This window comes from Lihuaxuella thermophila (assembly GCF_900110165.1).
GTDB classification, from domain to species: domain Bacteria; phylum Bacillota; class Bacilli; order Thermoactinomycetales; family Thermoactinomycetaceae; genus Lihuaxuella; species Lihuaxuella thermophila.
This window is the reverse complement of sequence record NZ_FOCQ01000004.1, coordinates 234,167-248,715: the sequence shown is the minus strand read 5'-3', so window position 1 is coordinate 248,715 and position 14,549 is coordinate 234,167. Positions and strand designations below refer to the sequence as shown.

12 protein-coding genes and 1 tRNA gene are annotated in these 14,549 nt (G+C 49.0%); all 13 read right to left on the bottom strand.

The genetic code is table 11. From position 1 onward, the window contains the following. Positions 1-87: 87 nt before the first annotated feature. Entirely contained in the window at positions 88-1,194 is a 1,107-nt protein-coding gene (locus BMW55_RS06300) for a D-alanine--D-alanine ligase (RefSeq protein ID WP_089966462.1), read from the bottom strand. A 36-nt stretch (positions 1,195-1,230) separates the two neighbouring features. After that, positions 1,231-1,857 (bottom strand): ribosome biogenesis GTP-binding protein YihA/YsxC, encoded by a 627-nt coding sequence (gene yihA / locus BMW55_RS06295; protein ID WP_089966459.1) that lies wholly within the window; start codon positions 1,855-1,857, stop codon positions 1,231-1,233. Then, positions 1,838-4,180 carry an endopeptidase La gene (gene lon / locus BMW55_RS06290; protein ID WP_089966457.1) on the bottom strand — a complete coding sequence of 781 codons (2,343 nt, stop codon included), beginning with the start codon at positions 4,178-4,180 and terminating at the stop codon, positions 1,838-1,840. Before lon ends, yihA begins: the two co-directional genes overlap by 20 nt. A 144-nt stretch (positions 4,181-4,324) precedes the next feature. Then, the gene (lonB, locus tag BMW55_RS06285; RefSeq protein ID WP_089966455.1) at positions 4,325-6,001 is read right to left on the bottom strand and encodes an ATP-dependent protease LonB; all 1,677 of its coding nucleotides are present in this window, start codon (positions 5,999-6,001) and stop codon (positions 4,325-4,327) included. Positions 6,002-6,115: 114 nt separating this feature from the next. Further along, on the bottom strand, positions 6,116-7,258 hold the full coding sequence (locus BMW55_RS06280; RefSeq protein ID WP_089966454.1) for a lipid II:glycine glycyltransferase FemX: 1,143 nt from the start codon (positions 7,256-7,258) through the stop codon (positions 6,116-6,118). Positions 7,259-7,411: 153 nt separating this feature from the next. After that, entirely contained in the window at positions 7,412-8,677 is a 1,266-nt protein-coding gene (gene clpX / locus BMW55_RS06275; RefSeq protein ID WP_089966452.1) for an ATP-dependent protease ATP-binding subunit ClpX, read from the bottom strand. 5 nt (positions 8,678-8,682) lie between these two features. After that, positions 8,683-9,279 carry an ATP-dependent Clp endopeptidase proteolytic subunit ClpP gene (clpP, locus tag BMW55_RS06270; protein ID WP_089966450.1) on the bottom strand — a complete coding sequence of 199 codons (597 nt, stop codon included), beginning with the start codon at positions 9,277-9,279 and terminating at the stop codon, positions 8,683-8,685. 87 nt (positions 9,280-9,366) lie between these two features. Beyond that, positions 9,367-10,659, bottom strand: coding sequence for a trigger factor (gene tig / locus BMW55_RS06265; protein WP_089966448.1), 1,293 nt, complete (start codon positions 10,657-10,659; stop codon positions 9,367-9,369). Positions 10,660-11,095: 436 nt separating this feature from the next. After that, positions 11,096-11,172: transfer RNA gene (locus BMW55_RS06260), tRNA-Arg, on the bottom strand. Between the two features lie 88 nt (positions 11,173-11,260). Then, positions 11,261-11,761: a metallophosphoesterase family protein gene (locus tag BMW55_RS06255; protein WP_089966447.1), complete on the bottom strand. Its 501-nt coding sequence runs from the start codon at positions 11,759-11,761 to the stop codon at positions 11,261-11,263. Between the two features lie 16 nt (positions 11,762-11,777). After that, entirely contained in the window at positions 11,778-12,407 is a 630-nt protein-coding gene (locus tag BMW55_RS06250) for an XTP/dITP diphosphatase (RefSeq protein ID WP_089966445.1), read from the bottom strand. Between the two features lie 147 nt (positions 12,408-12,554). Next, positions 12,555-13,337 carry a ribonuclease PH gene (rph, locus tag BMW55_RS06245; RefSeq protein WP_089966443.1) on the bottom strand — a complete coding sequence of 261 codons (783 nt, stop codon included), beginning with the start codon at positions 13,335-13,337 and terminating at the stop codon, positions 12,555-12,557. A gap of 117 nt (positions 13,338-13,454) precedes the next feature. Beyond that, positions 13,455-14,513 (bottom strand): GerMN domain-containing protein, encoded by a 1,059-nt coding sequence (locus BMW55_RS06240; RefSeq protein ID WP_170839771.1) that lies wholly within the window; start codon positions 14,511-14,513, stop codon positions 13,455-13,457. Between the last annotated feature and the right edge of the window lie 36 nt (positions 14,514-14,549).

The window sequence follows — 14,549 nt, the reverse complement described above, 5'->3', positions numbered from 1 at the left end:
CTTCCTATTAATGAAACTTTTTTATTTTTTTATTTGAAAAAAAGCCGCATAAAAAACCGAGCCTGTCAGAGACTCGGTTATCTTGATTTACTCCACTTCAAACGTGGTAATCAGCTGCGATTTTTCTTCATATCGCTCCAGTGCCAGGTCAATCAGCTTTGAGACCAGTTCGGAGTAGCTGAGCCCGGAATGCTCCCACAATTTGGCGTACATGCTGAACGGCGTAAACCCGGGCATGGTGTTGATCTCATTGATCAGGACTTGGCCGTTATCTTTCCGGATGAAGAAATCAACCCGGGCCAGCCCGCTGCAATCGATCGCTTTATAAGCTTTGATGGCCATGGAACGGACTTGTTCCGCAGTTTCCGGAGGGAGGTCGGCAGGAATGCGCATCACTGATTTACCGTCGATATATTTTGCTTTGTAATCATAAAATTCGTTCGAAGAAACGATCTCTCCCGGAACGGATGCTTGTGGCTCGTCGTTGCCCAAAACCGCTACTTCCACTTCGTGAGCCGGGATAAATTCTTCAATTACGATCTTGCGGTCATACTTCCCGGCCAGCTGTAAGGCGTTGATTAACTCTTCACGATTCGATGCCTTGGAGATGCCCACACTGGAACCGAGATTGGCAGGCTTCACGAAACAGGGGTATCCAAAGCGCTGTTCGATTTCATCCAGTACTTGTTCCTGATTTCGCTCCACTTGCTTGCGCAGGAAGTAGGTATATCCTCCTTGCGGAAGCCCGGCCTGCTCCAGTATTTTTTTGCACATCACTTTGTCCATGCCCACAGCGGATGCGAGAACTCCGGCGCCGACATATGGCAGATCGGCAATTTCAAGCAGTCCTTGAATCGTCCCGTCTTCCCCGTAAGTTCCATGCAATACAGGGAAGACAACATCGACCTGTCCCGGCTCCAGCGAGGGCAGATTCCCCTCACTCCGGCTGTTGCCCGCCGCCACCGGCAATTGGCTTTGAAGCTGCTCCAGCCTGCCGGCATCCAGATTGGCTTGAATCATTGGGAGAGATTCTTGACCTAATTTCCATATTCCTTCTCTGGTAATCCCCATTGGAATCACTTCATATTTCTCCGGATCCAATGACCCAATGACGGATGCTGCGGACAGCAAGGATACTTCATGCTCCCCGGATTTCCCTCCAAACAGCACAGCCACACGCAGTTTTTTTCTCATCCTCTCCCATCCTTTCCTGTGCTTTAGCCTATTCATCTATGGGATGAATGGTTCCCCACCCTCCTCATGCAGTTCAGGCACACCGATGCGGCTTTCAATTTCACCCCACAAGTCATCTTTGCCATATGAAGTCTCGGCCGAGAACAGAACCAGCGGATCTCCTTTTACCATCTGCAATCCTTCTCTGGTCACCTTTACATGCTTTTGCCATTTCCCTTTCGATATTTTATCTGCTTTTGTGGCCACAACGATGACCGGAATTTTATAGTGTTTCAAAAAATGATACATGTTCTGGTCATCGGAAGTCGGCGGATGCCTTACATCCACCACCTGGATCACCGCTTTTAATGTTTCCCGTCCCGTCAGGTAGGTTTCCATCATTTTGCCCCAGGCCGCCCGTACACTCTTAGGCACGCGGGCAAATCCGTATCCCGGAACGTCCGCAAAATAAAGAAGATCATTCACACGGTAAAAGTTAATCGTTTGCGTTTTTCCCGGTTTAGAGCTGGTACGCGCCAGATTTTTCCGCCGGACCAAACAGTTGATCAAGGACGATTTACCCACATTAGAACGCCCGGCCAGAGCAAATTCCGGCAGGGCGTCATCCGGGTATTGTGCGGGTTTCACCGCGCTGATGACAAATTCAGCCTTCTTGACGATCATAAGGATCCCTCACAAGCGCCAGCTTCAACACTTCATCCATGTGACTGACGGAAGTGAACGTAAGGTCTTTGCGAACACTCTTCGGAATCTCTTCAAGATCTTTTTCGTTGTCTTTTGGCAACAACACCTGCTTGATCCCGGCCCGATGAGCTGCAAGCGATTTTTCTTTCAATCCGCCAATGGGAAGAACACGGCCCCGGAGGGTAATCTCCCCGGTCATGGCTACCTCGCGCGATACGGGAATCCCGGTAAGCGCAGATACCACCGCCGTGGCCATGGTAATGCCTGCGGAAGGTCCGTCTTTGGGGATCGCTCCCTCGGGAACATGGATATGAATATCATGTTTCTCATGAAATTCCGGATCGATATTGAGCTCCTTCGCACGCGAACGGATGAAACTGAACGCTGCCTGAGCCGATTCTTTCATCACTTCGCCGAGTTGTCCGGTTAACGTCAATTTCCCTTTACCCGGGAACAGGGAGACTTCGATCGATAGCGTATCCCCGCCGGCCTCTGTCCAGGCAAGGCCGGTAGCTACCCCAACCTGATCGCTCTCTTCCGCACGTCCGTAACGGTATTTTTCCGCTCCCAAGTATTGCGGCAGATTTCGGGCTGTGATCACGACGCGCTTTTTCTTCCCGGACACGAGCTGCTTGGCCGCTTTCCGGCACAAGGTTCCAATGGTTCGCTCAAGGTTGCGGACTCCTGCTTCACGGGTATAATTTCGGATCAGCTTAATCAGCGCTTCCGTCTGAATTTGCATATTTTCTTTCGTGAGGCCATGTTCTTTCAACTGCTTGGGTATCAAATACGATTTGGCGATTTTTTCCTTTTCCAACTCGGTATAGCCGGAGATGTAAATAACCTCCATCCGGTCAAGAAGCGGCCGCGGAATGTTATGAACGGCGTTGGCAGTGGTAATAAACATGACCTTGGACAAATCAAACGGAATCTCAATATAGTGGTCACTAAAGGTCGAGTTTTGGTTGGGGTCCAGCACCTCCAATAAGGCGGAAGCGGGGTCTCCCCGGAAATCCATCGACATTTTGTCAATTTCGTCCAATAAGAACACAGGATTGGAAGTTCCGGCCGTCTTCATTCCCTGAATAATTCGTCCGGGCAATGCTCCGACATAGGTGCGGCGATGCCCGCGAATTTCCGCTTCATCGCGGACGCCCCCCAATGAGATGCGCACAAATTTCCGATTGAGGGCACGGGCGATGGAACGGGCCAGTGAGGTTTTACCTACACCCGGCGGTCCGACAAGGCACAAAATCGGCCCTTTCAGCTTTTTCACCATCTGCTGGACGGCCAGGTACTCCAGAACCCGCTCTTTCACTTTTTCCAACCCGTAATGGTCTTCATCCAGAACTTTTTCCGCTTTTTTGAGACTCAGGTCATCTTCCGTCTCTTTTTGCCAGGGCAGTTCCAGCAACCATTCAATATAGGTTCGTACCACTCCGCCCTCTGCGGAACTGGTCGGGATTTTCTCCAAACGTTCAATCTCTTTCTCGATTTTCTCCTTCACAGACTGAGGGGCTTCCAGGTTCTCCAGTTGCTCGCGCAATTCTTCAACTTCCCCGGTTCGTCCCTCTTTTTCGCCCAGCTCCTTCTGAATGGCTTTCATCTGCTCACGCAAGTAATACTCTTTCTGGGTTTTTTCCATCTGTTTTTTGACCCGTGAGCTGATTTTTTTCTCCAGTTCCAGCACTTCTTTTTCATTGTTTAAGATGGCAAGCAGTTTTTCAAGCCTTTCCTTCACATCGGTGGTTTCCAGGATCGATTGCTTGTCGGCTATTTTAAGCGGCAAGTGGGAAGTGATGACATCAGCCAGTCGCCCCGGATCCTCGATATCTGCAACAGCTGAATAAGTTTCAGCTGACAACTTTTTCGATAAACGCAAATATTGCTCAAAATGATCGAGTACAGCCCGCATAAGTGCTTCTGTATTAATGTCCGCATAATCTTTTTCCGCTAATTCCTGAATTTCCACTTCATAGTATTCATCGGTATTGAGGTACCGAAGAATCCTTGCCCGTTTGATTCCTTCAACGAGCACGCGAAGAGTACCATTTGGAAGCTTTAAAAGCTGGCGAACCGAGGCAATGGTTCCCACAGAATATATTTCATCTTCCGTCGGTTCTTCGATCTGAATTTCCCGCTGGGTAGCGAGCAGGATCAAATTATCCTTGATCATTGCCTTTTCCAATGCCTGAACCGATTTTTCCCGTCCTACATTCAAATGCAGCACCATTCCGGGAAAAACAAGCTCCCCCCGCAGCGGCAATAAAGGCAAAATGCGTTCCTCTTCTTTTACAGCCATATATGCACCTCCGTTGCTGTCTCGAAGGAACAAGTTATTAGCTTTGTACGATTTTATCCTATTCGTTTCCATTTGTCTATGACATAGGAAAAGTCGGCAGCCCCTTCATCCGGTGGGGTACCGACCAGATGCAAATCGGCTTGTTTAAACCGGAGCAGAAGTGGGTGACCACACGGCCGGTGCAGAAGCAACATTTTCTTCTTGTTCTTCCGTTTGCTCGAAGGCCAGTTGAAGAACTGTTTCGATGTGATCCACCGGAATCACTTCGATCCCTTCCATTTTATTAAAAATGGCTTGCATGTTCTCCGCGGGAATGATCACCCGTTTGGCGCCTGCATGCTTAGCTGCTTCTACTTTGGCGATCACACCTCCAACGGGTTTGACATACCCATGAATACTCAACTCGCCGGTCATGGCCAGAAGGTGATCGATTGGTACTCCCTTGATCGCCGAATAGATCGCCGATGCCATGGCAATTCCGGCTGAGGGCCCGTCCAGAGGGATGCCGCCGGGAAAGTTGATGTGCAGATGATAATCATCCGGCTGCACGTCTGTCCTTCGGAGCACAGTGATGACGTTTTCCACGGAGCCCCGGGCCATGCTCTTACGCCTGAGCGTCCGCTGTCTGCCCCCCATCTCTTCTTCATCCACCAGCCCCGTAATCTGAATGGTTCCCTTCCCGGGCCCCGCATATGTGGCAGAAACTTCAATTTCCAAAATCATGCCCAGGTTCGGACCATACACGGCCAGTCCGGTCACCAATCCCACCTGAGGGGAGACCGGCATCTTTTTCTCGGGCCGGGGACTTAACTGGCTGCTGTGGATCACCCATTCCACATCGGCCGCTTCAATGGCATCCCTTCCCTCTGTCATGGCCAAACCCACCGCTGTTTGCACGATGTTGACCGCATCTCTTCCGTTGGTGGCAAATTTTTGAATCACGGCAATCGCTTCAGGATCGTAGCCAAAACGGATCCGCTCCAGTGCTTGAACGGAGATTTTCTCAATTTCATGGGCAAGCAGCGGCCGGAAAAAAATTTCCATACACCGGGAACGGATCGCCGGGGGAATCTCTTCCGGTGTCCGGGTCGTCGCCCCGATCAGACGGAAATCGGCAGGCAGCCCGTTTTGGAAAATATCGTGAATATGGCTGGGAGTATTGGTATCTTCGGAACTGTAATAAGCGCTCTCCAAAAAGACTTTACGGTCCTCCAATACTTTCAGCAGTTTATTCATCTGAACCGGATGCAATTCCCCGATTTCATCAATAAATAAAATTCCGCCATGAGCCTTGGTCACCGCACCCGGTTTGGGTTGCGGAATCCCGGCCATCCCCATCGCCCCCGCCCCCTGGTAAATGGGATCATGAACAGAACCGATCAACGGGTCCGCGATCCCCCGTTCATCAAACCGCGCAGTCGTCGCATCGATTTCGATGAACCGGGATTGATGGTTAAAAGGCGAAGTCTTGCTTTTTTTCGCTTCTTCCAAAATCACCCGTGCCGCGGCTGTTTTCCCCACACCCGGAGGCCCGTAGATAATGACATGTTGGGGGTTGGGTCCGCATAGAGCCGCTTTTAAAGCCCGGATTCCCTCCTCTTGTCCCACAATGTCTTCAATTTTCGACGGACGCGTCTTTTCCGCAAGGGGTTCGGTCAAAGAAATGCGCCTCATTCTGTTGAGTTTCTCCAATTCTTTGCGGGACTCCCTGTCCAGAGCGGTGCGGTTGGTTTGCTGACTGCGAAGCAAATTCCAAAAATAAAGGCCAATCACGATGGAGAAGAACACCTGTAAAAACATGAGCAAAACTGTCCAGTTCATCTTGGCTCCATTCCTTTCCTAGCTTTACGCGCAAACCATTTTCTTGTCATCTGTATTATGACCGCAAGCGGAAAGGGATACTCATGTCTGATCTTCTTCACACCTATGCTTCCATTATCTTCGTTTCATGTACATATCAAACGCCCAGTGCAACATCGGGATCACCGGATAATCCCATTCACCCATCAGTTCACAGGCTTCACCATTAAATCCCATTTTAAATTGCAGCAATTCATATAGAGGATTCTGCTCGTTCAACGTTGTGCTGACGCCGCGAAAATCGTAAATATGGTCGCCTTGTTCGTAAGCATCTTGAATCATTCTCCACCTGAGCAGATACGGAGACGGGTCGTCTGCGTGACTTCCGTCCTTGGCGCTGTAAAGGTCGCAGGTACGTCCGTCAACCCGTACGGCCAACGCCGCGCTTAACAGCGTCTCCTCTTTTTTGGCCAGATACAGACGCAAGCGCTCAGGATGTTCCTCCAGCAGAGTTTCAAACATCGTCTCAAAATAGGTGATGTCCCGCACATTCGTTTGCTCCCGGCGTGCCGCTTCGGCCATTAACCGATGGAACTCCGGCAAATCTTGTTCGGTTCCCGTTTGAACAATAATACCTTCGCTCTCGGCACGGTGGATCCTTTGTTGCCACAAGGGGTCAAATTCAGAAAAAATTTGCTCCAAAGACTTTCCTTGCATGTTCAAACGAAAGATATATTGCGGCTGGACCGTATCAAAACTGTCCTGACCCGTATTTTCTTTCCACCCCATCTCTGTAAGTTCTTGCCGGACATACTCCACGTCGTTAAATACCTCGTCTGGACGGATATCGGTTAAACGCTTGTTTTTTAACCCGTGGGTTTGGAAATCCCGGATGCTCTCTCTGATCGTGCGGGCACTCCAGAGGCGTCTCACCAGCGGCGGATCCATTTTCACGCTAAACACATGGCGTTGTTTTAAATGATGAAATAAAGGATAAAACCATTGTTTTAACTCCAAACCGGAAAACCAGTTAATCAGCGGACCGCGGGGTATGTATGCCAAAAACTTATTCAGGCCGGGAACTTTACGGTACAAGATCACCGCGCCTCCGACCATCTCCCCGTCGTCGGTAAACCATCCCAACAGTTCGTGTTGCCACCTCCACTGTGCTTTTAAATCCGCCCACGACGGGTATTGCAGAAAGTTTCTATAAGGCTCTGTTTGCACAAAATTTAGATACTCTGTGCGATCAACCAATGATACGTTTAACTTCCCCATGTGCTCACCTCTTGCTGTAATCGAAAAAGCAGCTCTACCGATCCATTACGTAGAACTGCTTCAGATCATTACAACCATTAAACTCTTTTATTTTAACACAATTTCAGGCATATGAAAAAAGCATCCGCCGGAGGGCAGATGCTTCAAAGAGAGTTATGCACTCTCTTCTTTTTTGCTGTTGATCACCCGTCCTTCGCGGGTTGTCAACAACGGAGGAACTTTGTGCAACACGGTGTCTTTGGTTACCGTGCATTTGATGACATCTTCACGGGATGGCAGCTCAAACATGACATCCAGCATGATCGACTCGATAATGGCACGCAAACCGCGTGCTCCGGTCTTCCGTTTGATCGCTTCAGCGGCGATCGCTTCGAGCGCATCTTTTTCGAACTTCAGCTCGACATTGTCCATTTCCAGCAGTTTGCTGTACTGTTTGACAAGCGCATTTTTCGGTTCAGTCAAAATCTGTACCAATGCTTTTTCATCGAGCGGCTCCAGTGTCGAGATCACCGGAAGGCGTCCGACAAACTCGGGAATCAACCCAAATTTGAGCAGGTCTTCCGGCAGGACCAGTTTGAGGTACTCACCTGGTTTCATGGTCACATTTTGCGTGTCCATGCCAAAACCGATCACTTTTTTGCCAATTCGGCGTTTGATGATCTGTTCCAGTCCGTCAAACGCACCGCCGCATATAAACAGGATATTGGTGGTGTCGATTTGAATGAATTCCTGATGCGGATGTTTGCGCCCTCCTTGCGGAGGTACACTGGCAACGGTTCCTTCCAAAATTTTGAGCAGCGCTTGCTGAACCCCTTCACCGGAAACGTCGCGAGTGATGGACGGATTTTCGGACTTGCGGGCCACCTTATCGATCTCGTCGATGTAGATGATGCCCCGTTCCGCTTTTTCCACATCATAGTCGGCCGCCTGGATCAGCTTGAGCAAAATATTCTCAACGTCTTCTCCCACATAGCCGGCTTCGGTCAGTGAAGTGGCGTCCGCAATGGCGAACGGAACGTTGAGGATTTTGGCCAACGTTTGGGCGAGCAGGGTTTTACCGCTCCCGGTCGGCCCCACCATCAGGATATTGCTTTTTTGCAACTCCACGTCATCCATCTTTTGCACCGAGTTGATCCGTTTATAGTGGTTGTAAACGGCAACGGACAACGATTTCTTCGCCAGTTCCTGACCGATGACGTACTGGTCAAGAATCGCGCAGATTTCCTGAGGTTTCGGCAGGTTTTTGAGATCGATCTCCTCTTCATTGCCCAATTCTTCCTCGACGATCTCGTTGCACAATTCGATGCACTCATCACAGATATATACACCAGGACCAGCTACCAATTTTCGGACTTGGTCTTGGGATTTGCCACAAAAAGAGCATTTGAGTTGTCCTTTTTCCTCGTTGAATTTGAACATTTGAATCACCCCTTTCTATTGTCAGTGCGGGTGATAACCTCATCGATCAAGCCGTATTCCTTGGCTTCCTGAGCACCCATGAAAAAGTCGCGATCTGTGTCGCGGGCGATCTTTTCAACCGGTTGCCCGGTCCGCTCCGCCAAAATCTTGTTGAGTTGATCTTTCGTCCGCAGGATCCAGTCGGTATGGATTTTTATGTCTGTGGCTTGGCCCCTGGCCCCGCCAAGCGGTTGGTGGATCATGACTTCACTGTTCGGAAGGGCATAGCGTTTGCCTTTTTTTCCTGCTGCCAGAAGAACAGCACCCATACTGGCCGCCAACCCCACGCAGATCGTGGAGACATCCGCTTTGACGAATTGCATGGTGTCATAAATGGCCATCCCCGCTGTCACAGATCCACCGGGAGAATTTATGTACATGTGAATGTCTTTCTCTGGATCTTCCGCATCTAGAAAGAGAAGTTGAGCCACGACTAGATTCGCTATCGTGTCATCGATCGGACTGCCGATAAAAATAATCCGATCTTTCAATAGTCGGGAGTATATGTCATAAGCCCGTTCTCCACGGTTTGACTGCTCCACAACCATTGGCACTAAAGGCATGTGTAACACCTCGTTTCGGAGTTGGCAAATTTTAAAAACAAGGCACGTCTGAAAACGTGCCCCGTTTTTATACTCTCCCTATTTCCATTATGCCGCATTTTTGCTGCTCAATACAAGTAGATCAATCGTTTTCTTAACGAGCAGTTGTTCTTTCACAGATTCAAGTGCACCCTGGGCTTCCAACAGACGGCGAACTTCTCCGGGTTCACGGTTCATTTGTTCGGCCATCTGTTTGATCTCCTGTTCGATCTCTTCTTCCGTTACCTCTACATTTTCCGCTTTGGCGATGGCTTCCAAAACGAGGTTTGCACGGACTTTCTTCTCAGCATCTGCTTTGAATTGGTCTTTCAGCGCGTCTACGTCCTGACCGGTGAACTGGGCATAGAGATCAAGATTGAGGCCTTGGTAAGCCAATTGTTGCTCAAACTGGCGCAGCATATGTTCCACTTCGTGGTCGACCATCACTTCAGGGATGTCGACTTCCGCATTGTCGGCAGCCATTTCCACCAACTGGTTGCGTACGTAGCTCTCTTTTTCTTTATTCGCTTTTTCTTGCAATTTTTTCTCAATATCCGCCTTCAGCTCATCAAGCGTATCAAATTCGCTCACATCCTGGGCAAATTCATCGTCCAGCTCGGGCAGATTGAGACGCTTGATTTCATGCAGTTTCACTTTGAAAACAGCCGGTTTTCCCGCCAGTTCTTCCGCATGGTACTCTTCCGGGAAGGTGACTTCCACATCTTTTTCCTGCCCCGGAGTCATGCCGATCAACTGGTCTTCGAAGCCGGGAATGAAGGTTCCGGAGCCAACTTCCAAAGTGTATTTCTCCGCTTTGCCGCCTTCAAACGGTTTACCGTCCGTAAAGCCTTCAAAGTCAATGATCACGCGATCCCCTTGTTGCACGGCACCATCTTCCACAGATTCCAATTGTCCTTGTTGTTTTTGCATTTTCTTGAGTTCAGCGTCTACGTCTTCCGCACTGACGGAGAAATCCTTTTCCGGTACTTCCAGACCTTTGTATTCTCCCAGGGTCACTTCCGGTTTAACCGTAACAGTGGCTTTAAAGATCAAGGATTTGCCTTTTTCCAATTGTTCGATATCAATTTCCGGACGGTCCACCGGTTCAATTCCCGTTTCTTTCACAGCGGCTTCATAAGCTTCGGGCAGCAAGATGTCCAGAGCATCCTGATAAAGAGATTCCACTCCGTAATAGCGTTCAAAGATCGCGCGCGGCACTTTACCTTTGCGGAAACCAGGGACATTTACTTTCTTCACTACTTTTTTGAACGCTTGATCCAGTGCTTTAGCAACCGTTTGTTCATCGGTTTCAACAGTTAAAACTCCACGGTTTTTCTCTGTTTTTTCCCAGCTTGCCTTCATCTATCTGTTACCTCCTGCAAAGACAAATCATATGGTATAATCAGTCCGTTAGATGCCGTGCTTTTGCAACCATTTTATTATATCACAGGGTCACTACTTTGCAATCAACAACATCGCGTATGAAATACACCAAAAAAGCCAAAAAAAACCAACCGGAGTCAGCTTTCTTTCATTTGTGCATTCCGCCAGCTTGCCCATGATCTGCTACCGCTTATGTACAAGGCCAAATGTCTACCGATCCAGAATCCCGCATCTAACTAAACTTCATATATTGTAATATACGTCATCAAACAATGTAAAGTTTTTTCCACACCGGGTTACCACTTGTTTATATATTCCCGATCGCTGAAAAAAGTTCCTTTACCATCCGGCACCGGTACGCTGATTTCATGCAAAAAAGGCTTCCTGTATGTTTAATACAGGAAGCCTTTCATGTTGGCGTCCCAGGAGAGATTCGAACTCCCGACCGACGGCTTAGAAGGCCGCTGCTCTATCCAGCTGAGCTACTGGGACGCAGTATCAACAGCGACAGAGACATTATATATCACTTGATGAAAAATATCAATACCCAATTTTAACTTTTTCGCGGAGCGGACATACCCTATAGAGGGAATGTCCCGCCCGGTTTGTGAATCTTTTGTCCATCCGTTTTATAATAGGTTACCCGAACATTTTTGCCAAGCAGCTCCAGGCACGCATAAGTGGGAACGGAGAATCCGCGGGGATAAGCGATGCTTCCCGGATTGATCAACAACACGCCTCCCGATTGTTCGCAGAAAGGGAAATGGGAATGTCCAAAACAGGCGACTCGGGCTCCCGCTTCTTCAGCGCGATAACGAATCGGGAGCGGGGTCGTTTTCACCCTGTATTGGTGCCCGTGAGCGACAAAAAAGCGCAATCCGTGACTTTCCCATGTCTGTTCTTCAGGAACGCGTTCCCAATCACAGTTTCCCCTGACTACCGTTAAGGATCCGCTCGGCAACTCTTTCCGATCGGTGCAAAAGTCGCCACAGTGGATCACGTGGTCGGCAGAAACCCGCTGTACGATTTGAGCCAGCAGTTTCCCCTTCCCATGGGAATCGCTGACAATCAGCACTTTCATCTGAAAACCACCTCTTTTACGGCCGTGGGGTGAACAGATATTTCCGTTTTAAAAGAGCAATCAGCTTTTCCGTTGCTTCTGCCCGGTGACTGATCCGATATTTTCGCTCATTTGGCAGCTCGGCCATCGTTTTCTGTTCGGCCGGCAAATAAAAGATGGGATCATAACCAAACCCTTCCGTTCCCCGCGGTTCTTCGATCACGATCCCTCTGCATTCTCCCCGGACCACCTGTGTTTCCTCTCCCGGAATCGCGAGCGCCATGACACAAACATAGATTCCTTCGCGTTTCTCTTTGGGAACGGAACGGATTTTTGCAATCAATTTCCGGTTATTGCGGTCGTCATCCGCTTCCGGCCCGGCATATCGGGCAGAATAAACGCCCGGTTCCCCTCCCAGCGCCGGAACAACCAAACCCGAATCGTCGGATATGACAGGTGCTTGAAGAACTTTGCAAATGGTTTCGGCTTTTTTGCGGGCATTTCCTTCAAACGTATCCTGGTCTTCGACGATCTCAGGCAAATGTTCAAAATCATTCAATCCTTTAACGTCCAAATGGAGATCACGTTTAAACAAGTCCGCAAATTGTTTTAATTTATTCTGATTTCTCGTGGCGATGAGGATGTATGGAAAAGGCCACACGTTCATGTTTGCTTCTCCCCTTACCAAAAAACATAGGGATGCCCATGATCGGGTTCATGGGCACAAAAAAGTTCGTAAAACCTGTTCGTTTAAATTGAAAAGACCGAGCAGGTTGGAAGCCCGACCCGTTCGCTCTCGTTAAACACAAAAGTTTTATTCGGATAAGGATTCCTGTCCCTTGAGTGGCGATGTTTCCCGAATGCCACCTACCAGTTTCGCATCCTCTCCCAAAACTTCTTTTTGCATGCGAATCAGCTCTTCTGTCCCCTTTTTTGCAAGGAATAACAGCTCATTGAATTGATCTGTCGTGAATGGAGATTCTTCTCCGGTTCCCTGAATCTCCACATACTTGCCGGAACCGGTCATCACGATATTCATATCGACGATCGCCGTCGAGTCTTCCTCATAACATAAATCCAGACACGCATTTTCCCCCACGATCCCCACGCTCGTGGCAGCGAGGAAATCTTTGACCGGAAGAGTCGGGAGAGTTCCGTTTTTGACCATGGGTACCAAAGCGTCGACCATGGCCACAAATGCCCCTGTAATCGAAGCAGTTCTCGTTCCCCCGTCTGCCTGAATCACATCGCAATCCAGCCATAAGGTTCGCTCCCCCAATTCCTTCAAATCGACGACAGAGCGGAGAGCCCGGCCGATCAGACGTTGAATCTCCATCGTTCTCCCGCTTAATTTTCCTTTGCTGGCTTCCCGCGGTGTCCGGGTAAGCGTTGCCCGGGGCAGCATGGAATATTCAGCGGTAATCCATCCTTTTCCCGTATTCCGCAGAAAAGGAGGAACCCGGTCTTCCACAGTCGCCGTGCAAATCACGCGCGTATCGCCAACAGTTATGTAAACCGATCCTTCAGCCGTTTTGATATAATTGCGTACTATGTCAACTTTTCTCATTTGATCGTTTGTGCGACCGTCAATTCTCAATGATGTTTCCCTCCTGTCCAAGTCATTTAAGTATATCATACCCCAAGTCAAAATTCCGAATAAGAAAAGAAAAAAGGATGACTTTGCAATCATCCCATTGTCAATAGAATGATCCCGTTAAAGCCCGTTGGAATTGATCATTTCCGGACGGGTCACCGGTTGTGCAAAATGCTCTCCTTTTTGCCCTGAAGCACGAAAGCTTTGCTTTCCATTGACCGTGATTTTTACTTTTTTGGCCGAAGTATTTTCCGTGAGCGATAAGACAATGGTATTCATGGCATCTTTGGAAGCGGATTGTTGATCATTGTACTGAAGCAGTTGCTCCCCAAAGTCTACCAGCACCGTATCACCTTTTACCTGGACACGGTTTACTTCGGTTGAAGTATCCAATGCTCCGCTCAGGTTGGAATGATACATCGGCCCTTTGATCAGCTCTTTCAGGGATACTTCTCCCACGTTGTTGCTGCGGTTCACCATTCTGGTCACGGGGACGTAATAGATGGAATTATCCGCGGTCTGCCCCAGGAAATACAAGGTTACCGGCATACTTTGGCTTACATTGACCCCTTCCGAGATCTCTACATTGATTCCCCTTTTTCTGGTCAAACCTTGGGCGGGTGTTTTCCCTTTCGGCATCACTGCCAGCGGACGCCCGTCCACCCAAATATTTACTTCTTTTACATTGTGGAAACCGGTCAGGGTCCAGGTGATGGCGCTCAATATTTTTTCTTCCAGCTCAGGTTCATAGTTCAGGAACTCTTTGGAGAAGTCGATCGTTGCCGTTCCGTCCTGAATGCTCAAACCTTTAATCTGTGTACCCTTTGGCAGGATGGGTGAAAATCCTTTGGGAAGCATCGCTTCACCCGGGCCGCCCTTGACCATGAATTTCATCGCTTCTTTGGCAATCCCCTGCACACTCGGAATCTGGAGGGCATAGGGAACGACATAACCGGTATCCATCAGGAAATATAACTCCACCCCGCTCAACTTTTTCTTATCTTTTGCCGTTTTCATCTCTGTTTTTTGTCCGGCTTGGACAGGATGGGCATTTTGTTTCAGGGCATTGGCCGGAGGCGGATCAATTGGGGTGGAAGTTTTCTGTTCAGGACCAAACAGGCACCCCGTTAAAGTCAAGGGAATCATGATCAGGGCAAGTGAGGCGCGAATCATGTTCATACTTTTCCCTCCCAGGACAAGGTCATTTAGTATCAT